Origin of the sequence: Croceicoccus mobilis, assembly GCF_001661965.1 — a bacterium.
Classification (GTDB): domain Bacteria; phylum Pseudomonadota; class Alphaproteobacteria; order Sphingomonadales; family Sphingomonadaceae; genus Croceicoccus; species Croceicoccus mobilis.
In genome coordinates, this window is record NZ_LYWZ01000028.1 from 77,970 (window position 1) to 93,039 (window position 15,070).

Here is a 15,070-nt window from a genome sequence, read left to right on the forward strand (position 1 = left end):
CATGGGGCGAGAGATCGAGCGCAAGTACCTCGTGCGCGGCGATGGATGGCGCGCATTGGGCGGGAAGACGCGGCACATCGTCCAGTACTATCTGGCCATGACCGACAAGGCGCAGGTCAGGGTGCGCATCATCGACGATGCCAAGGCCGTGCTGACCATCAAATCGTCCGCCGCCACGCTGGAGCGGCAGGAGCATGAATACGCATTGCCGCTTGAGGAAGCGCGCGCCATGCTGCCGCTGCATATAGGGCAGCCGGTCGAGAAGCTGCGGCACCGCATCATGGGCGCGGATGGCCATGTCTGGGAAATCGACGAATTTGCTGGCGCGCATTCAGGGCTGGTGCTGGCGGAGGTCGAACTGGCCGATGCCGAGGACAGGCCTGTCCCGTTCGACTGGCTGGGGGCCGAGGTTACCGGCGATCCCGCCTTTTATAATGTCTCGCTCGCCATGGCGGGCGAGGCGGCAGGCTGACCGCCGCCCCGGCCCAGCCGGTCATTCGCCTGAGATCGACATCAGATAATCGAAGATCCGGTTCTGCTCGATCACGCCATGCACCGCCGATGAACCGGCGCCCGTGGCATAAAGCGCAACATCTTCGCCGCCATGCGTTTCCGACAGGTCATGCACGCCGTTGAAGACATCGCCGGTCGGCACCAGCGCCTGCTTCACCGCATGCGGATCGTCACTGGGCGCGCTGCGTGGCTGGCCGGGGTGGGCACCCGGGCCGTTCTGATAGCCCAATGTCGTATAGGGCAGGCCATCGGTGGCAAGGATCGGCTCTCCCGTCGGTTCGCCGCGATCGTCATTGCCGCGCGCAAGACCGAGGATCGGATTACCGCGCGTGGGATAGCCGGCCATGGTGAAAACATGGCTGTGGTCTGCCGTGACAAGGATCAGCGTGTCCGACAGGTCGACCTTGCCCAACGCCACTTTCACTGCGCGGGCGAATTCCTGCGTTTCGGAAAGGGCGAGATCGGCACGCCCGTCATGATGGCCATGGTCGATGCGTCCGCCTTCGACCATCAGGTAATAGCCTTTGCCGGTCGATTGCAGCCGGTCGATGGCGGTGGCGGTCATCTCGCTCAAGGTGGGTTCGCTGGTGCCGGGTTTACGCTCCAGCATGTAGGTCATGTGGCTTTTCGAAAACAGGCCGAAGAGCGGCTTGCCGTCGGCGGGCACGGATTTCATCGCGGCTGCCGTGCTGACGAAATGCCCGCCGGTGGCGCTGGCCCATGCCGAGGGCAGGTCGGCGGCGGCATCGCGCCGCTCACCGCCCATGTCGCGGCCGAAGAAATAGCGCGATCCACCGCCCAGCGCGACTTCGAAGGGGAAGCCGGTCAGCTGCTTCGCGATATCGGTGCAGCCCGTGGCGCGGGCCGGTTCGGGCATCTCGCCATCGCCTTCCCAATCACGTTCGGGCGCATGGGCGTAGACGGCGGCGGGCGTCGCATGGGTGATCCGCGCGGTGGAGACGATGCCGATGGCCTTGCCCCTTGCATGCAGCTGTTCCGCCGCATTGGGCATGGTTGCCGCAAGACCTTCGCCGCAATCGCCGCGGTGCGACTGCGCGGCGACATCGATGACTCCAGCGCGCGTCTTGCGCCCGGTGTTCATGGCCGAGGCGGTGCCTGCGCTGTCGGGCACCTGCTGGTTGGTATTGTATGTCTTTACCAGGGCGAGGGCGGGAAACTTCTCGAACGAGAGCAGGTTCTCCTCGCCAGTCTCGCCGCGTGTCTGGCCGTCATAGATGCGCGCCGCCGTCACGGTGGAAACGCCCATGCCGTCGCCGATGAACAGGATGACGTTGCTCGGCTGTGCCGGTGCCTGTTCGGATGATGCAAGGGGGGCGTTGCCGGCGGCGCAGGCTGCAAGCAGCGAGGCCATGCCGAGGGAGAGTGCTATCGCGCTGAGTTTCATGGACTTTCGGACATTGCTGAGAGGGACGCGGCCTATGCCGCCTTGCCACCCGCCTAGCCAGCGAATGCGTCAGAATCGCGACAATTTTCCTTCGGCCGTGGGCGCCGTTACTGTTTCTGTTGACCGATATGCCGAGCCTGTGGCAATCGGCGCGCCGCTGGAATGCGGGTGTAGCTCAATGGTAGAGCAGCAGCTTCCCAAGCTGACGACGGGGGTTCGATTCCCCTCACCCGCTCCAGTCTTTTCAAGCACTTATGAAGAGGCTGGAGCGGCTTTTCAAACTCTTCCAAAGTTTGACTTCAAACTGGCTTTAGCCTTCGGCCTGATTTGAGTCGTCCTGGCGGGGCTTGTTGCGGGCGCTGGCGAGGGCGATCGCGCGGGCGGCGCGGCCGGTTGTGCGGGGCATGTAGGTTTTCAGGATCTTCTGCGTTTCGTCGATATCGTGGCCGGTGATGGCCGCGATCAGATGCGCATCGAGGCCGAGTTCGCCCATGAAAACGACGCAGGTGCGGCGCAGGTCGCGGAATTCGATGCCGGCGAGTTCCTGCGCCAGTTCGGTGTCGCCGGAATTCTCTGCCTGGGCCGCTGCGGCGGTGCGTACAGCGGCAAAGTCGCGCTGAAAGCGGGTCTGACCCGCCTTGCCTTCGTAAAGGCCCTGTAGCCCCCCTTCGCGCGGGCGGGTGTCATCCATCAGCACCGTGGTGACGCCGCCGGCGCGGGCACTGCGGATCGCGGCCTCGATCCTGTTGCGAGTGTCGTTCACCACGGGCACCTCGATCCATGCTTTCGTCTTGCGCTGGCGCACGCGGATGCCGCGCGGGGTATGATCGGGCGCGAGGGCGGCGAGGGTCGCGAAATCCTCGGGCTGCATCTTGTGTTCGGGGATCGCGACATATTGCCGGTGCGACAGGTGCAGGAGATCGGCTTCGCGCTGGCCGGTGGCGAAGCCCAGCTCGACCGCCAGCGCGATCGAGGGCATGCCGGCGGCGGCGGCAGCCGCCATCATCGCTTCGCGCGCGGCCGGGGACCAGATCACGTCGCGCGGGGGCGGCGCGGCCAGTCGGAAATTGTCGAACGGGTTAGTCTCGACCAGCTCGCAGTCGATCGCGAAGGCGAAGAGGGTGCGGCCCATTTTCAGCGTCTGGTGCGCGGCGTGGTGGCCGATGCCGCCCTTTTCGGGGTCTGCCATCATGGCGTTCCTCAGCACGCGCACGCGGCTGCGGGTGATGAAGGCGAGCGGGTGCTTGCCCGCCCATGCCTCCAGTTTCCGGAGCGCGGTGTTGTAGGTCTTTTTGGTGCTGTCGGCGAGAACGGGGGAGCCGTCCTGCTTGGTCCCCTCCATGATCTCCTCGCGGTAGCGGGCGATCAGGCCGGCGACGGTGCCGCGGTTAATCCGCTTCTTGACTTCGCGCGGTTTGGAGCCGCCGTCTTTCCATTCCTCCACCCGCTCGTTTTGCGCGCGGGCGGCGTTGATCGCGTCGGTTTCGTTTTTGCCGAGCGAGATCGCCTTCCATCCGTTTTTGCGGAGATAGGCGCTGGGCTGCCAGTACCAGCTGGTGATGCCGGCGGCGTTGGTCTTGCCGACCAGGCAGGGGATGCGAATTTTGGCCATGTCAGTTCCTCCCGCCGTGGCGACGGGCATCGTCGCGGGTGTCGAGCAGCTGGTCGCGGGTGAGATTGCCGGAAAAGGCGGGATTGATATGGCGTTCGAGGCGGCGGCATTTCTCGCCCCGCTCGATCAGCGCGATCGAGATGCTTTCGAGCCAGGCGCGGTGGATCTCCGCCTCGCCCGAGAGCAGTTTCCGGATCGTGCGTTCGCCGCAGCCAATTGCCTGCGCGGTGGCGTGATTGCCGCCCAGCAGGCGGACGGCCTGCGCAAAGCGATTGCGCTGGAGGTCTTTGTCGATCGGCATGTCTTTGGGCCTTTATGCGACCATTCGCGCGGATGGGTCCAGCGCGTATGTGGGGAGCGGGTTTAGGGGGTGTTGAGGGCTTCGGTTGCTTCGTCGGCCCATCTGGATGCGTCGAACCCTTCGGCAGAATTGAACGGCGCACGGACAGCGAGCGCCTGCAAACGATTGCGCGCAAGGGTCAGCGCATCACGCATCGCATTGCTGTCATTGCTGGCAGAGAGTGAGGCGATGATGGCGGGGAGGCTGTTGCGAAGGGCGAGGATTAAGTCTGCGTCCGCATCTGGGCATTCGCTCTTTTTGCCATCGTCTTCCTCAAACATCCCCGCGAAATCGAAGTCACAAATGAAGCGAGCAACGTGCGGATCGGGACTTTCAGCCATGATGGTCGTTTCAACGTCTCCGCTTATCCAAGGCGGATCGAGACGATACCACGGTCCCGGCGTTGCCTTCGCATCCAGCACCGCCAATTCAGCCGCAAGCCCATCGGGTGCCATCTGTGCGGGCTGGGATGCGATACCGGTCACGCGACCCTCGATCATCTTCCAGACCGTTTCGTATTCCGGCCAATCGCCCTCAACGACCACCGCCAACGGGACTTGTGCAACGTCATACATCTCAAGCGTCTGATCGATTGCGGTCGCCTGCTCTTCGGACAGGTGCTTACGCTTGATGACGATGTAGCGATCTTCACGCTCGAATGCTTCGCTGTCCTTCACATCACCATCCTTTGCTGGGCGTCGGGCTGGGTGGCGGCGATTGCAGCCTGCACGGGGCGCCATTGTTCGTGAAGGGGTCGGCGGTCGGCGGGATCGGGGTGCCAGTCCCAGCCTTCCTCGTAATTTGCCAGCACGGCCGAGAGGCGCGCGGTGCGGGTATCGGCTTCGGCCTGCAGCATGCGCCCTTTCGCGATCCATTCGGGATAGGCGCCGGCGCGCCATGCCAGTTCGCGCTGGAGCGCGGCGCGGCGCTGTGCCCAGGTGAAGCCGTGGCTTTCGGTGCGGCTTGGCTGGCCTGCGATCTGCCGGCGGAAATCGTTGACCATGGCGGCGAATATCTCGCGCTCATACCGGCTTTCGGTGTCGGTCATGCGGCCCTTTTTCAACCATTCGGGAAAGGTGAGGTCGCGGGCGTGATATTCGCGCTGCAGCTCTGCCAGTGCGTCGGCCAGCGTGACATCGCGGTGGCGCAGGCAGGCGGGCAGGCGGGCGCGGTCGATCTTTTCGAGCTGGGTCATGCGGCTCGCCTCACGACAGCGTCGAAGTCTTCCAGCGCCGCAGACAGGCTGTAACCTTGCCCCATGTACATGGTGCGACCTCTGTTGGCCGAGACGGTCCAGAGTTGACGTTTCAGATCATCCGGATGGGGGTATGGCTGGACGCTTAGATCGGTATCGGCACCAAGCGAGTGCATCAGCTTTTCGATCGTGGCGGCGGTGCGGGGCGCGATCTTCATGCGGCGATCCTGTGGACGGTGCGGCGGCCGTTGCAGCGGGGGCAGGTGTGGAACATGCGTTCGGTCCGGGCGCCGGGGGCGCAGCACGGGCAGGGCCTCCCGGTCGTGTCGATCTCGCGCGCGGTGCCGCCGAACTGCTTGTTGTAGATCGAGGCGCAGGAGCGTGAACAGAACGACGCCTTGCCCTGTTTGCGTTCGGCGGTGCGGGCCACGAAGTTCTTGCCGCATGACGGGTTCTTGCAGGCGTAGGTCGCCTTTTCGCCGTAGATCATGTCGCTTTCTCCGGTGTTAAATGGATCGGCCAGCTGCGTCCGGTCGTGTCAATGATGCGCGAGCTGAACAGCATGTTGTCGAGGCTGACGGGCACGCCGCAGAAGCGGGCCAGTACGTTGGTCGGATCTGGTGTGAATTCGCGGATCAAGGCACCGTAATGATCGCTAGTCAGCCAGATCCGTGCGGGCTGGGCATGAGCCAGGACCGTCTGCAGGGCAGCGTCGAGGCGCTGGGCGATCATCAGCCCAGCCCCACCGCGCATTTGTAGGTTTCGAGGATGGTTTCCATCTCGCGGCGATCGTCGGGCTTCATCTTCCGCAGGCGGACGATCTGGCGCATGATCTTGGCGTCGTAACCGACGGCCTTTGCCTCGGCGTAAACGTCGCGGATGTCGTCGGACATCGCCTTTTTTTCTTCCTCGAGGCGTTCGACGCGCTCGATCAGGAGGCGCAGGCGATCGTCGGTAGCGGTCGCATCCTCGCTGGTTTGGTGGCTGTTGTGGCCGGGTTCGGCCATACCCGGGCCGCGGCCGGTGTTGGTGTAGTCGGTCATTGGCTTGGTGCCTCAAAGAGGGAGGGGTGAGTTGTCGAAGAGTGAGGTGCCTTGCCGGGCCAAGCCATCATCCAAGGCAACGGTTCGCGAGGCGCATCGATGCCCGCACGAGCCCATCTAAAAGCGCCAAGTTGACCAATGCAGGGGATGGGAAGGCATGCTTGCGCTTCCGAGAGTTGGATGGCCCATGGGCCAAAGAACCATTTGCTATCGCTTGCTTTGGTGATCCCGGTTACGGCGACGGAGCCGATAATCGCGCCGCGGACCAGTGCTGATGGATGTGGGCATCTCACACCGCACGTCTCGACCATAAAGTCCCGAGCATGTTCGTATTCAGCTTTCGACATGCCTGCCGCTGCGTGGATGGCCAACCGGCTGTGCTGATCCATGCCGCCCATTGTGATCGCTCGCTTGACGCGGTTCTCCACGTCTTTGCCGGCATGGATTATCGCGTAAGCCCAAGGCTGACGGACAGAGATCGCAAACGTCGGAAAATCAGCCATTTTCGGCCTCCATCAGATTGTCGATCATTTCGACCAGGGCGAGGGCGGTGGCGGCGGACTGGATGGCGTGTTTGCGGGCCGTTTCCAGCTTGCCGAATTGCAGATCCTCTCCCGCATCGCGCGCGGTCCGGGCGGCAATGCGGGAGAGGCGGGGGACGCGACTGGGGGCGTCGCGGTGAGCGGCCACGTCTTGCTCCGGAGTGTGGCCGAACTTTTGGATCTGGCGGTGGCGCTCGGCCATGATGTCTTCCATCGCGCGGACGGAAATGGCCTCGATGCGGGGCGGCGCGGGGATGGGTTCATGCTCCATGGGCGCGTCCTTTCGGGTAGGTGCCATTGGCGCGCTGTCTTTCGGCGCGCTGGTGGCGGATGCGGATGAACAGGTCGCGGGTCTCGCGCTCGGCCTCGCTCAGCGGGCGCAGCTGCTCGACGCGGCGGAAATGGGCGAGGCGCGAGGGCGCGATCAGCTCGAGATGGCTGATGCGATTGGCTTCGCGGCGGGTGCGTGGGACGCTCATGACCGGCGGCTCCTGCGGGCGCGGCGGGCAGCGGCGCGTTCGCGGCGGCGCCATTCGCGGCGCTGGACGATGGCGCCCGCGCCTGCGGGCAGACCCAGCGCGAAGGCGAGCATGGCCAGCACGATCGCGGCGTCGGCATGGGAGATGGGAAGGTTCAGCATCGCGGATCTCCACGAAAGAGGAGCCAGACGATCCAGATCGGCCAGAGCAGCGCGATCTGGCGCGCCAGCCCGACGGGGACAGGCTGGCGCGCCGTCACAGCAAGATCGCCGCGACTAAAGGGGAAGCGAGCGCGATCACGCACAGGCAGAAGGCGATGAAGGCCGCCTGCATGATCTCGTCGGGACGGTAATCGTCGTGGCGGTTGCCGGGGATCTTCACTGGCGGCCGCCAGTGACGAGGCGCAGGCCCAGATTGGCCGCGTTGGCGTCCATGTCGTCGGCGGCGGCGCTTTGCGCGGCGCGGTCGAGGAGGGCGGCGGTGTCGGGGGGGAGGAAGTCGTGCAGCCATTCCTCGACCGCGATGCGGTTCCAGCGGCTGTCCATGGCGACTTCGTCGACGAGCTTTGAGCCGCGCAGGTGCGGGAAGGGCGCGGGCAGGCCGCGTTCCTCGACCAGCTTTTTCACATAGGTGACGCGGCGGTGGTTGCCATAGTCGTGACGGCCCAGGGCGCGCACGATGTAATGGATGGTGCAGGTGCGGTCTTCATCGGCCGAGAGGGCCGGGAACGCGCTTGCAGAGCGGTTCTGGTAAGACATTCGGTGCCTCCGTTCGGTGTGAACGGGGCTATATTGCTCACAGTTATTTTATAAGCAAGCGTTATTTTTCTTTATGTGTTGGCTCTGTGATCCAATGGTAAAGGCCGATAAGGGCGATCGCGACGCCCACCAATGCTATCCAGCCATCTTCATGCATGTCGCGCCAGAAGTGGTCGCGCCTGACGAGATCGCCAATTACGAGGCGGTCGGCAGCGACGATCATGATGCCAACGCAAATGACCGCTGCGGCGCGCTTTCGAACGGTTTCCATGAGATTAGCTCCTGCTCGCGCAAGGGTGTGATGGTGGCTCATCAGGGTGAAGCTGATGGCTGTAACAAGGATGAGGCTGCCCGCAGTTATGAGGCCGCTATAGTCGTCACCGGTTGTATCACGGGTGTCTGCAGTTGGCGCGTTTTCAGAGGGCATCGCGTCGCGACTATAATGCAATGCACTCGACGTTTGGTCTTGCCGTGGGGTCATGGTGGAAAGCGTTCCACCGCCGTGGTGGTGTATATCTTCTTGTTCGGAAGATCCCGCCATCAGATCGAACCCTGCCAGAAATTTGATTAGGTCAAGCTATCTTCCGCTTAGTCTGCGGTTCGTCGCCACCCGTCTTTTTGAAGTCGATGGTGATCGTATTGCTCTCGATCGGCTCGGCAATGCGGTGGATCATCTCACGCTGCTGGGCGGTGGCGGCCCGGAAGTTTTCGATCAGTTCGCGCTCTTCGAGGGAAAGGCGGTCTGGGTGATCGTCATCGTCGAGGATATCGGCGGGCGTGACATCCAGAATACGCGCGAAGGTGCGAAGCCAATCCAGCGTAATCGGCCTGGTGTCGTTCTCGATCTGACTGATGGCGGGCTGGGATATGCCGGCGGCCTGCGCCAGCTCAGTCTGGCTCATACCCTTCGCCTTGCGAAGCTCGCGCACTCGGTTTCGCGGTGTCATGGCGAGAATATATCCCATCTGTTTATAATCTGACCCCGCTACTTGCTTATGTCGAGCGGAAAGACATAACTGTCCGTAATATCTTGGCGATGGTACGGATGGATGATCGTGAAACTGGCGAAGTGGCGAAAATTGCGTGGGATGACGCAGGCGCAGCTCGGCGCAGCGATCGCCTGTTCGCAACCCTATGTCAGTCAAATGGAGCGAGCTGTCGAACCGATCGTCCCCGGGGGCGATTTGATGGCTCGGATCTATCAGCTGACGGGCGGGCAGGTTGAACCCAACGATTTCTACGATCTTCCTCGATTGGATGCGGACCGCAAGGACGCCGCGTGAAGCCTGATCAATCATGTTGAATTCCCCGTTTACCAAACCCTGCGCTGGGTTCGAACGGGCGGAAGCTAAAATACCGTTAATCTAACCATTTAGGGGCACGAAATGGCGCTTAACTACTCGATCTTTCCGCCCGCGATGTCCGGCCGTGCCGGGATCGGCGCGGTTTTCAACCTGGTCGGCATGGGCGACGGGCCTGGCGGCGTGCATGGCGTGGTCGCGCTGTCGGCCGATAGTGGCGCGATCGCGGGGCCGTGCTTTCTGGTGCTGACCGCTGACGAGCGCCAGCGCGTGATCGTGCGGCGCGGGGCGGCGGTGGGGGCGGACCCTGACGACACCGATATGCTGCTGGTCGCCGATGCGCCCTATGGCTTCGAGCTGGGCGCGGGGAACTGGTATCTGCGCGCCAAGGCGGCCTGATTTCATGGCGGGGGGTAAGATCACAGAACGGGGCACCGAGATCTCTTGCGAAGGGGTGCATTTTTCCGTTCAGACGGGCGAGCATCGGTACATCGTCCTTGGGCTTCAGACGCCTCACCTGGCCGTGGCGCAATCGCTTTCTCCTCGCATGTCCCGCGAGCTGGCCGCGGCGCTGATCCGGCAGGCCGATGCGACCGAGAAAGCCGCTGTGGCCGCCTGACATGATGGAAGTGGCCGAGATCGAGCAGCGATTGCGCGACCAGGTGGCGGCATTGGCGCCGCACCTGCTGCCCAATGGCGTGCGCGATGGCCATTATCTGAAAGTCGGGTCGATCGAGGGTGAGCGCGGGCAGAGCCTTGTCGTCGAGCTGTCGGGCGCGCGGCAGGGCAAGTGGCGCGATTATGCCGCCGACAGCAATGGCGACATGCTCGATCTGATCGAGGCGACGCAAGGGCTGGCCGACAAGCGCAGCGCGGTGCAGTGGGCCAAGGACTGGCTGGGGATCGAGGAGGAATATTCCCCCGATCGCCCGGCGCGGCTGTCGCCCGAGGAACGAGAGGCCCGCGCCCGCGTGGCGCGCGAGCGGGCGGCCCGACACGAGGCCGAGCTGGAGCGCGAGCGCGCCGCCAAGATGAAGGGTGCGCGCTCGCTCTATCTGCATGCCGAGGCCGAGACGGCGCGCACGCCGGTGGATTTCTATCTGCGGGCGCGGATGCTGCGCCCCGACCCGTTTGACCGGTGGCCGGGTGTGCTGCGCTATCACCCCGAGGTTTTTTGCAAGGAAGCGCGGGTGAAGGTGCCCGCGATGGTGGCCGCGATCTATCTGGCCGATGGCACGCATGTGGCGACGCATCGCACGTTCCTGGCGAACCATCCCGAAAAGGGGTGGGGCAAGATGGATGTGACCCAGCCCAAGAAGGTGCTGGGCCCGATGGGCGGCGGGTTCATCCCGATTTCCAAGGGATCGAGCGGCAAGCCGATGTCGCAGATGGTCGAGGGCGAGCCGGTCTATATGACCGAAGGCATCGAGGACGCGATCGCGGTGCGCATGAAGATGCCCGAGGCGCGGATCGTCGCCGCGATTTCGCTGGGCAATATGGGCGCGGTGATCCTGCCCGAGAAAGCCCGGCGGCTGACCATCGTGACCGACCGCGACGATGGCAATGAAACCGCGCAGGAGGCGCTGGAGCGCTCGATCGGCCGCCAGCAGGCGCGCGGGATCGAGGTGAGCCTGGTCGTGCCGCCCGAGAAGGTGAACGGCCTGCCGGTCAAGGACATCAACGACTGGATCCGCGCCGAGGCGTGGGGTGCGCGGGCGAAGGCCGCGAGGGGAGCATGATGGCACATTACAATCCGACGCAATCCGACGCAATTCGCGCCGCGCTACTGGCTGGCCGATCCGTTCGAACACATGATGCCGGTGCTGCCGCCCAGGCGGGTGGCGGATCGCCCGCGCCTGAAGGCGTTCGCGTTTGCGTCGGTGTCGGTCGAAGCGCTGGCGACGGGGCTTTCACGGTGAGTGTTTTGACGCGCTGGGGTTTCGACCGAGCGGCGGGCTGCAGGCTGCGGCCGGTGCCGCTGGTACGGCGCCATGAGATGCGCGCGGGTGCGCTTTCGCCCGCAATGTCCAAAGGAGAATGCAATGGACAAGGAAACGACCATTCCCGAATTCAACCCGTCAGGCAGCGACGTCGTGGCCGAGATCAAGGCGCGGACCGAGGATCTGATGGAATTCATCCGCGCGAACGTGCCGGACAATCGCCGGCGTTCGATCGCGCTGACGAATTACGAACAGGCCGCGATGTGGGCGGTGAAGGCGAACTTCACCTAGGCGGCGACGATATTGCGGCAGGGGGGTTTTCTCGAGCCGACCGCGGGCGCGGCTTGGCAAAGGAGAGGCACCGGAAGGAACAAGGGCGGTCCCTGCCGTCGTGCGAGATTACTCTCCGCCCGAATGTCTCTCCACGCCCGCAGCCTGTTCGCATCGATCTGAACGCGGCCCCCAGTGCGATGGAGAGCGCCGCCGACAAATGGCTGCGCGAACCCCGGCCCGCGCCTGAGATCGTGGCCGCTGCCGCAGCCGGAAAGGTGTGGTGCAAGGGCTGCGCCGCGCATGTGCCGCCCAGTTTTGCCGATGGCTGCATCGCCGCGAAATGCGGGCTGAAAACCGAAAATGGAGGGTCCAATGTGGGCGCCTGATATCGTCGTCTATCACGACAAGTGCATGGATGGGTTTACCGCCGCGTGGGCGTGCTGGGTCCGCTGGGGCGATAGCTGCGAATATGTGGCGCGCAATTATGGCATGGAACCCGATATCGATGTCGCAGGCAAGAACGTCCTAATCGTCGATTTTTCGTTTCCAGCGCCGGTTATGGCGGATCTCGTCTCTGTGGGGCGGGCTGCGTCGATCGTGGTGCTAGATCATCACAAGACAGCAAGGGAAAATCTGGAACCCTTTGCCACTTACAAGGAAAAACCTGAACGGTTCACGCTGAAAGTCGTTTCCGCGATGATCGCCGATTTGCAGAAGGGCGGCTATACGCCGATCCGCGCCTTGTTCGACATGGATCGATCAGGTGCCGGCATGGCATGGGATTTCGCAAATGAAGGCGGGCCAAGGCCCATGCTTGTCGATCTGGTCGAGGATCGCGATCTTTGGCGCTTCGATTTGGGCGATAGCAGCAAGTTCCTGCATCTGGCCCTGACTGCAGGTGAAGCCAATTTCGAGCGTTGGACGGCCATCAATGCCGATATCGACGGTGCAATAGCCCAAGGCATGGCGATTGCAGCATGGCGGGACCGGTTGGTTGACGAGATTGTCGAGCGAGCGACCTGCGTTGTCATCGACGGCGAATATGGCATCGGCGTCGACTGCCCCTATGGCCTTGCCAGTGACGTCGGTCACCGGCTGCTGCAGGACTGGCCCGATGCGTGCTTTGCCGCTGCGATTGTGCGCGGGGAGCTAACGACCAGCTATTCATTGCGGTCGACCGACGATCGCGCGGATGTATCTGCCATCGCGGCCAAGTTCGGCGGCGGCGGGCATCGCAATGCTGCCGGTTTCAAGGTTCCGAGATGAGCGACCCGATCCGCGATGCATTGGCCTCGCCGGTGGTAGCGCCGGTCATGGCGCAGGAAGGCGAGGCGGTGGAGCTGGCCAAGCGCGAGCGGCCGCCGTTTCCGCCCGGCTGCCCGGTGCGGCCGCTGGGCATATCGAGCAATATCGGCGGGTCGCAGCTGTGTTTCTATCTCGATTACAACGGCCAGTTGGTCGGACTGGAGGCGGGGAACCGCCACGGCAAGAACAGCCTGATCGCGCTGTTCGGCCCGGCCAGCGACTGGCTGGAGGCGAGTTTCCCGCAATGGTCGGCCCCCAAGTTCGAGGGGCGCGGCAAGGACCGTAAGCAGGTCGCGCCGCCCGAGATCGTGGGGTTCGACCAGGCCGAGGCGAGCCGGGCCATGATCGAGGAATGTGCGCGCAAGGGGATATTCGATCCTGCGGGGCGCATGCGCGGCCGCGGGGCGCATCGGCACGAGGCGAATGGCCTTGTCATTCACTACGGCGACAAGATCCTTGCCAGCAAGCACACGGCCAAGGGCGAGATCAGCGGTTGGACCTGGTACGATGCCGGGCTGTTCCAGCGCCATGTCTATCAGGCGGCGACGCCGATACCCCGGCCCTGGCACGAGGACGTGGACAGCGAGCCGGGCGAAAAGCTGCTGGGCCTGCTGAACCGCTGGCACTGGCGCCGCAAGCTGATGGACCCGGTGTTCCTGCTGGGCTGGATCGGCGCGGCGATGCTGGGCGGGGCGCTCGACTGGCGGCCGAATATCTGGATCACGGGTGGGCGCGGCACGGGCAAATCGTCGATCAATGGCGACGATCAGATCATTCACCAGCTGCTGGGCGATGCGCAGTTCCGCACCGCCGAGGCCAGCTCTGCCGCGATCCGCCAGTCGCTGCAGAATTCGACCGTGCCGGTGATCTTCGACGAGATCGAGGCCGAGGCGGATAATCGCCGGGTCAACGAGGTCATCAAGCTGGCGCGTATTTCATCGAGCGGCGGCAAGGCGCATCGCGGGTCGCAGGACCACAATGCCAAGGAATTCACGCTGGCGAGCTGTTTCATGTTCAGCTCGATCCTGATCCCGCCCTTGCCGGCGCAGGACAGGAGCCGTCTGGGCATCCTCGAGCTGCAGCCCTTCAAGCAGGGCGCGGAGCCGCCGGTGCTGGCGAATTACGGCCTGCCCGAGCTGGGGCGCAAGCTGCAGCGCCGGATGATCGATGGCTGGCCGATCCTGATGGAGACGCGCGCCCGGTTTCAGGCGGCGCTGTCCATGGCTGGGCACGATGCGCGCGCCTGCATGCAGTTCGGCACGCTGATGGCCTGCGCCTATCGCCTGCTCAATGACGGGCTGCCCGACGACGAGGCGGTGAATGCGTGGGTCGACAAGTCCCGACCCGATCGTATGGCCGAGATCAGCGAGGCGGAGAGCGAGCAGGCCATGTGCCTGGCGCATGTGCTGACCAGCCCTGTGCAGGCGCGTGGCGGCGAAGAGCGCGAGGCGTTGAGCCATTGGGTCGCGCTGGCTGTCAACGAGCTGATGGTGCCGCTGGACGCCTTTGCCGAGGGCGTGGGCAAATATGACAAGCGCCTGCAGCAGATGGGCCTGAAACTGGTCAATGCGAGCTGGCATCCCGACGAGCGCGATTTCGCTGGCAAGGTGGTTAAGCCGGGCCGCTGGGGCACGAGCATGGCCAGCAAGGAAGATCCGATCTTCCTGGCGGTCGCGGCCAAGCATCGCGGCCTCGATGCGCTGTTCCAGAACACCAAGTGGGCCGGCGGCGTGTGGCGCCAGGCGCTGGAGCGATTTGAGCCCGAAGGCGCGATCGACGGGCCCAAGGTCAAGTTTTCGCACAGCTCGCAGCGGGCGGTGCTGGTGCCGCTGCATGTGGTGCTGGACGAGGATGAATTGCCTGCCGAGAGCAAGCGGGACGCGGTGCTGAAATGGCGCGAAAAGCAAAAATCGGGAGAGGCGGAATGATCGCTGGAACCCCGCATGAATGCGTGTGTCAATCGCGCTATCCACAAGTGAATGGTGCCGTGTATGCGGCCCTGTTTTGCGTGTTCACCCCGATACATCGCGGCCGCAGCGGCGGCGTAGCCGACGCGGTGCGCGGCCGCTCATTCGATCCCCGACCCGCTGGGGAGGGGAGAGCGCTGGGGGTTGCTGTGGCTGGTCGCTTGACCCCGGCCCGTGGCTCTGCGAGGAAATTGGATGTCAATTCTCGGCGTGCCATCGGGTCAGGGGGAGCGGTTCCAGCGGAACCGGCTTGGAACCGCACGCGGAACTGGCAATCCATTGAAATCGCTACGATTTTCTCTCGGTTCCAGCGGTTCCAGCCTGTGGTCTCGCGTCATGTGCGCGCGCCCGTGTGTGCGCGATCACGCGCGCATATACGCGTACGAGACGCTGGAAC

The 15,070-nt window shown here is 64.0% G+C and carries 26 protein-coding genes and 1 tRNA gene; 10 read left to right on the forward strand and 17 right to left on the reverse strand.

What is annotated here, in order from left to right; all coding sequences use genetic code 11:
* Position 1: 1 nt before the first annotated feature.
* Positions 2–472 carry a CYTH domain-containing protein gene (locus A9D13_RS18150; RefSeq protein ID WP_066777000.1) on the forward strand — a complete coding sequence of 157 codons (471 nt, stop codon included), beginning with the start codon at positions 2–4 and terminating at the stop codon, positions 470–472.
* Positions 473–493: 21 nt separating this feature from the next.
* Here A9D13_RS18150 and A9D13_RS18155 read toward each other — a convergent pair whose 3' ends face one another.
* A complete protein-coding gene (locus A9D13_RS18155; RefSeq protein WP_066777003.1) occupies positions 494–1,918 on the reverse strand; it encodes an alkaline phosphatase in 1,425 nt (474 codons plus the stop codon).
* Between the two features lie 164 nt (positions 1,919–2,082).
* Between A9D13_RS18155 and A9D13_RS18160 the strand changes: the two genes are divergently transcribed.
* Positions 2,083–2,156, forward strand: a tRNA-Gly gene (locus A9D13_RS18160).
* Positions 2,157–2,228: 72 nt separating this feature from the next.
* Here the strand turns inward: A9D13_RS18160 and A9D13_RS18165 are convergent.
* The 16 genes from A9D13_RS18165 to A9D13_RS18230 form a co-directional block, all read right to left on the reverse strand.
* Positions 2,229–3,530: a hypothetical protein gene (locus A9D13_RS18165; RefSeq protein ID WP_156522163.1), complete on the reverse strand. Its 1,302-nt coding sequence runs from the start codon at positions 3,528–3,530 to the stop codon at positions 2,229–2,231.
* A gap of 1 nt (position 3,531) precedes the next feature.
* Positions 3,532–3,831 carry a hypothetical protein gene (locus tag A9D13_RS18170; protein ID WP_066777010.1) on the reverse strand — a complete coding sequence of 100 codons (300 nt, stop codon included), beginning with the start codon at positions 3,829–3,831 and terminating at the stop codon, positions 3,532–3,534.
* A 62-nt stretch (positions 3,832–3,893) separates the two neighbouring features.
* Entirely contained in the window at positions 3,894–4,547 is a 654-nt protein-coding gene (locus A9D13_RS18175; protein ID WP_066777013.1) for a hypothetical protein, read from the reverse strand.
* Positions 4,544–5,065, reverse strand: a complete 522-nt coding sequence (locus A9D13_RS18180; RefSeq protein ID WP_066777015.1) for a hypothetical protein — start codon at positions 5,063–5,065, stop codon at positions 4,544–4,546. Before A9D13_RS18180 ends, A9D13_RS18175 begins: the two co-directional genes overlap by 4 nt.
* A complete protein-coding gene (locus A9D13_RS18185) occupies positions 5,062–5,283 on the reverse strand; it encodes a hypothetical protein (RefSeq protein ID WP_066777017.1) in 222 nt (73 codons plus the stop codon). The genes A9D13_RS18180 and A9D13_RS18185 overlap by 4 nt, the downstream gene beginning before the upstream one ends.
* A complete protein-coding gene (locus A9D13_RS18190; protein WP_066777021.1) occupies positions 5,280–5,555 on the reverse strand; it encodes a hypothetical protein in 276 nt (91 codons plus the stop codon). Before A9D13_RS18190 ends, A9D13_RS18185 begins: the two co-directional genes overlap by 4 nt.
* The gene (locus tag A9D13_RS18195; protein ID WP_066777024.1) at positions 5,552–5,797 is read right to left on the reverse strand and encodes a hypothetical protein; all 246 of its coding nucleotides are present in this window, start codon (positions 5,795–5,797) and stop codon (positions 5,552–5,554) included. The genes A9D13_RS18190 and A9D13_RS18195 overlap by 4 nt, the downstream gene beginning before the upstream one ends.
* Positions 5,797–6,072 (reverse strand): DUF2312 domain-containing protein, encoded by a 276-nt coding sequence (locus A9D13_RS18200; protein WP_066777579.1) that lies wholly within the window; start codon positions 6,070–6,072, stop codon positions 5,797–5,799. Before A9D13_RS18200 ends, A9D13_RS18195 begins: the two co-directional genes overlap by 1 nt.
* A gap of 32 nt (positions 6,073–6,104) precedes the next feature.
* A complete protein-coding gene (locus A9D13_RS18205) occupies positions 6,105–6,611 on the reverse strand; it encodes an ASCH domain-containing protein (RefSeq protein ID WP_066777026.1) in 507 nt (168 codons plus the stop codon).
* Positions 6,604–6,921, reverse strand: coding sequence for a hypothetical protein (locus A9D13_RS18210; RefSeq protein WP_066777027.1), 318 nt, complete (start codon positions 6,919–6,921; stop codon positions 6,604–6,606). Before A9D13_RS18210 ends, A9D13_RS18205 begins: the two co-directional genes overlap by 8 nt.
* Positions 6,911–7,129 carry a hypothetical protein gene (locus tag A9D13_RS18215; RefSeq protein ID WP_066777031.1) on the reverse strand — a complete coding sequence of 73 codons (219 nt, stop codon included), beginning with the start codon at positions 7,127–7,129 and terminating at the stop codon, positions 6,911–6,913. The genes A9D13_RS18210 and A9D13_RS18215 overlap by 11 nt, the downstream gene beginning before the upstream one ends.
* Complete coding sequence (locus A9D13_RS20650) at positions 7,126–7,290, reverse strand: hypothetical protein (RefSeq protein ID WP_156522164.1); 165 nt, start codon at positions 7,288–7,290, stop codon at positions 7,126–7,128. Before A9D13_RS20650 ends, A9D13_RS18215 begins: the two co-directional genes overlap by 4 nt.
* Before the next feature lie 94 nt (positions 7,291–7,384).
* Positions 7,385–7,510 carry a hypothetical protein gene (locus A9D13_RS21320; RefSeq protein WP_268235845.1) on the reverse strand — a complete coding sequence of 42 codons (126 nt, stop codon included), beginning with the start codon at positions 7,508–7,510 and terminating at the stop codon, positions 7,385–7,387.
* A complete protein-coding gene (locus A9D13_RS18220; protein WP_066777034.1) occupies positions 7,507–7,887 on the reverse strand; it encodes a hypothetical protein in 381 nt (126 codons plus the stop codon). Before A9D13_RS18220 ends, A9D13_RS21320 begins: the two co-directional genes overlap by 4 nt.
* Positions 7,888–7,948: 61 nt before the next feature.
* Complete coding sequence (locus A9D13_RS20655) at positions 7,949–8,428, reverse strand: hypothetical protein (RefSeq protein ID WP_156522165.1); 480 nt, start codon at positions 8,426–8,428, stop codon at positions 7,949–7,951.
* Positions 8,429–8,459: 31 nt separating this feature from the next.
* Positions 8,460–8,852, reverse strand: coding sequence for a helix-turn-helix domain-containing protein (locus A9D13_RS18230; RefSeq protein ID WP_082922554.1), 393 nt, complete (start codon positions 8,850–8,852; stop codon positions 8,460–8,462).
* 84 nt (positions 8,853–8,936) lie between these two features.
* Here A9D13_RS18230 and A9D13_RS18235 point away from each other — a divergent pair, with 84 nt between their 5' ends.
* The 8 genes from A9D13_RS18235 to A9D13_RS18275 all read left to right on the forward strand — a co-directional run bounded on the left by A9D13_RS18235 (position 8,937) and on the right by A9D13_RS18275 (position 14,634).
* On the forward strand, positions 8,937–9,170 hold the full coding sequence (locus A9D13_RS18235; protein ID WP_066777045.1) for a helix-turn-helix domain-containing protein: 234 nt from the start codon (positions 8,937–8,939) through the stop codon (positions 9,168–9,170).
* Positions 9,171–9,272: 102 nt separating this feature from the next.
* Positions 9,273–9,587: a hypothetical protein gene (locus A9D13_RS18240; RefSeq protein ID WP_066777048.1), complete on the forward strand. Its 315-nt coding sequence runs from the start codon at positions 9,273–9,275 to the stop codon at positions 9,585–9,587.
* Positions 9,588–9,591: 4 nt separating this feature from the next.
* Positions 9,592–9,807: a hypothetical protein gene (locus A9D13_RS18245; RefSeq protein WP_066777053.1), complete on the forward strand. Its 216-nt coding sequence runs from the start codon at positions 9,592–9,594 to the stop codon at positions 9,805–9,807.
* Between the two features lies 1 nt (position 9,808).
* Positions 9,809–10,927: a DUF7146 domain-containing protein gene (locus A9D13_RS18250; protein ID WP_066777056.1), complete on the forward strand. Its 1,119-nt coding sequence runs from the start codon at positions 9,809–9,811 to the stop codon at positions 10,925–10,927.
* 303 nt (positions 10,928–11,230) lie between these two features.
* Complete coding sequence (locus tag A9D13_RS18260; RefSeq protein ID WP_066777063.1) at positions 11,231–11,419, forward strand: Acb2/Tad1 domain-containing protein; 189 nt, start codon at positions 11,231–11,233, stop codon at positions 11,417–11,419.
* Positions 11,420–11,598: 179 nt separating this feature from the next.
* Positions 11,599–11,787, forward strand: a complete 189-nt coding sequence (locus A9D13_RS18265) for a hypothetical protein (protein ID WP_066777066.1) — start codon at positions 11,599–11,601, stop codon at positions 11,785–11,787.
* The gene (locus tag A9D13_RS18270; protein WP_066777069.1) at positions 11,774–12,667 is read left to right on the forward strand and encodes a DHH family phosphoesterase; all 894 of its coding nucleotides are present in this window, start codon (positions 11,774–11,776) and stop codon (positions 12,665–12,667) included. Before A9D13_RS18265 ends, A9D13_RS18270 begins: the two co-directional genes overlap by 14 nt.
* A complete protein-coding gene (locus A9D13_RS18275) occupies positions 12,664–14,634 on the forward strand; it encodes a hypothetical protein (protein WP_066777071.1) in 1,971 nt (656 codons plus the stop codon). Before A9D13_RS18270 ends, A9D13_RS18275 begins: the two co-directional genes overlap by 4 nt.
* Positions 14,635–15,070 lie beyond the last annotated feature (436 nt).

Bases quoted from the DNA above. Each gene is read 5' to 3' on its own strand.
- A9D13_RS18170 (WP_066777010.1), bottom strand. From the start codon at position 3,831: ATGCCGATCGACAAAGACCTCCAGCGCAATCGCTTTGCGCAGGCCGTC.
- A9D13_RS20650 (WP_156522164.1), bottom strand. From the start codon at position 7,290: ATGCTGAACCTTCCCATCTCCCATGCCGACGCCGCGATCGTGCTGGCC.
- A9D13_RS18275 (WP_066777071.1), top strand. From the start codon at position 12,664: ATGAGCGACCCGATCCGCGATGCATTGGCCTCGCCGGTGGTAGCGCCG.
- A9D13_RS18245 (WP_066777053.1), top strand. From the start codon at position 9,592: ATGGCGGGGGGTAAGATCACAGAACGGGGCACCGAGATCTCTTGCGAA.
- A9D13_RS18205 (WP_066777026.1), bottom strand. From the start codon at position 6,611: ATGGCTGATTTTCCGACGTTTGCGATCTCTGTCCGTCAGCCTTGGGCT.
- A9D13_RS18235 (WP_066777045.1), top strand. From the start codon at position 8,937: ATGATCGTGAAACTGGCGAAGTGGCGAAAATTGCGTGGGATGACGCAG.
- A9D13_RS18165 (WP_156522163.1), bottom strand. From the start codon at position 3,530: ATGGCCAAAATTCGCATCCCCTGCCTGGTCGGCAAGACCAACGCCGCC.
- A9D13_RS18185 (WP_066777017.1), bottom strand. From the start codon at position 5,283: ATGAAGATCGCGCCCCGCACCGCCGCCACGATCGAAAAGCTGATGCAC.
- A9D13_RS18195 (WP_066777024.1), bottom strand. From the start codon at position 5,797: ATGATCGCCCAGCGCCTCGACGCTGCCCTGCAGACGGTCCTGGCTCAT.
- A9D13_RS20655 (WP_156522165.1), bottom strand. From the start codon at position 8,428: ATGGCGGGATCTTCCGAACAAGAAGATATACACCACCACGGCGGTGGA.
- A9D13_RS18215 (WP_066777031.1), bottom strand. From the start codon at position 7,129: ATGAGCGTCCCACGCACCCGCCGCGAAGCCAATCGCATCAGCCATCTC.
- A9D13_RS18200 (WP_066777579.1), bottom strand. From the start codon at position 6,072: ATGGCCGAACCCGGCCACAACAGCCACCAAACCAGCGAGGATGCGACC.
- A9D13_RS18220 (WP_066777034.1), bottom strand. From the start codon at position 7,887: ATGTCTTACCAGAACCGCTCTGCAAGCGCGTTCCCGGCCCTCTCGGCC.
- A9D13_RS18150 (WP_066777000.1), top strand. From the start codon at position 2: ATGGGGCGAGAGATCGAGCGCAAGTACCTCGTGCGCGGCGATGGATGG.
- A9D13_RS18240 (WP_066777048.1), top strand. From the start codon at position 9,273: ATGGCGCTTAACTACTCGATCTTTCCGCCCGCGATGTCCGGCCGTGCC.
- A9D13_RS18230 (WP_082922554.1), bottom strand. From the start codon at position 8,852: ATGGGATATATTCTCGCCATGACACCGCGAAACCGAGTGCGCGAGCTT.
- A9D13_RS18155 (WP_066777003.1), bottom strand. From the start codon at position 1,918: ATGAAACTCAGCGCGATAGCACTCTCCCTCGGCATGGCCTCGCTGCTT.
- A9D13_RS18260 (WP_066777063.1), top strand. From the start codon at position 11,231: ATGGACAAGGAAACGACCATTCCCGAATTCAACCCGTCAGGCAGCGAC.
- A9D13_RS18190 (WP_066777021.1), bottom strand. From the start codon at position 5,555: ATGATCTACGGCGAAAAGGCGACCTACGCCTGCAAGAACCCGTCATGC.
- A9D13_RS18180 (WP_066777015.1), bottom strand. From the start codon at position 5,065: ATGACCCAGCTCGAAAAGATCGACCGCGCCCGCCTGCCCGCCTGCCTG.
- A9D13_RS18270 (WP_066777069.1), top strand. From the start codon at position 11,774: ATGTGGGCGCCTGATATCGTCGTCTATCACGACAAGTGCATGGATGGG.
- A9D13_RS18210 (WP_066777027.1), bottom strand. From the start codon at position 6,921: ATGGAGCATGAACCCATCCCCGCGCCGCCCCGCATCGAGGCCATTTCC.
- A9D13_RS18250 (WP_066777056.1), top strand. From the start codon at position 9,809: ATGATGGAAGTGGCCGAGATCGAGCAGCGATTGCGCGACCAGGTGGCG.
- A9D13_RS18265 (WP_066777066.1), top strand. From the start codon at position 11,599: ATGGAGAGCGCCGCCGACAAATGGCTGCGCGAACCCCGGCCCGCGCCT.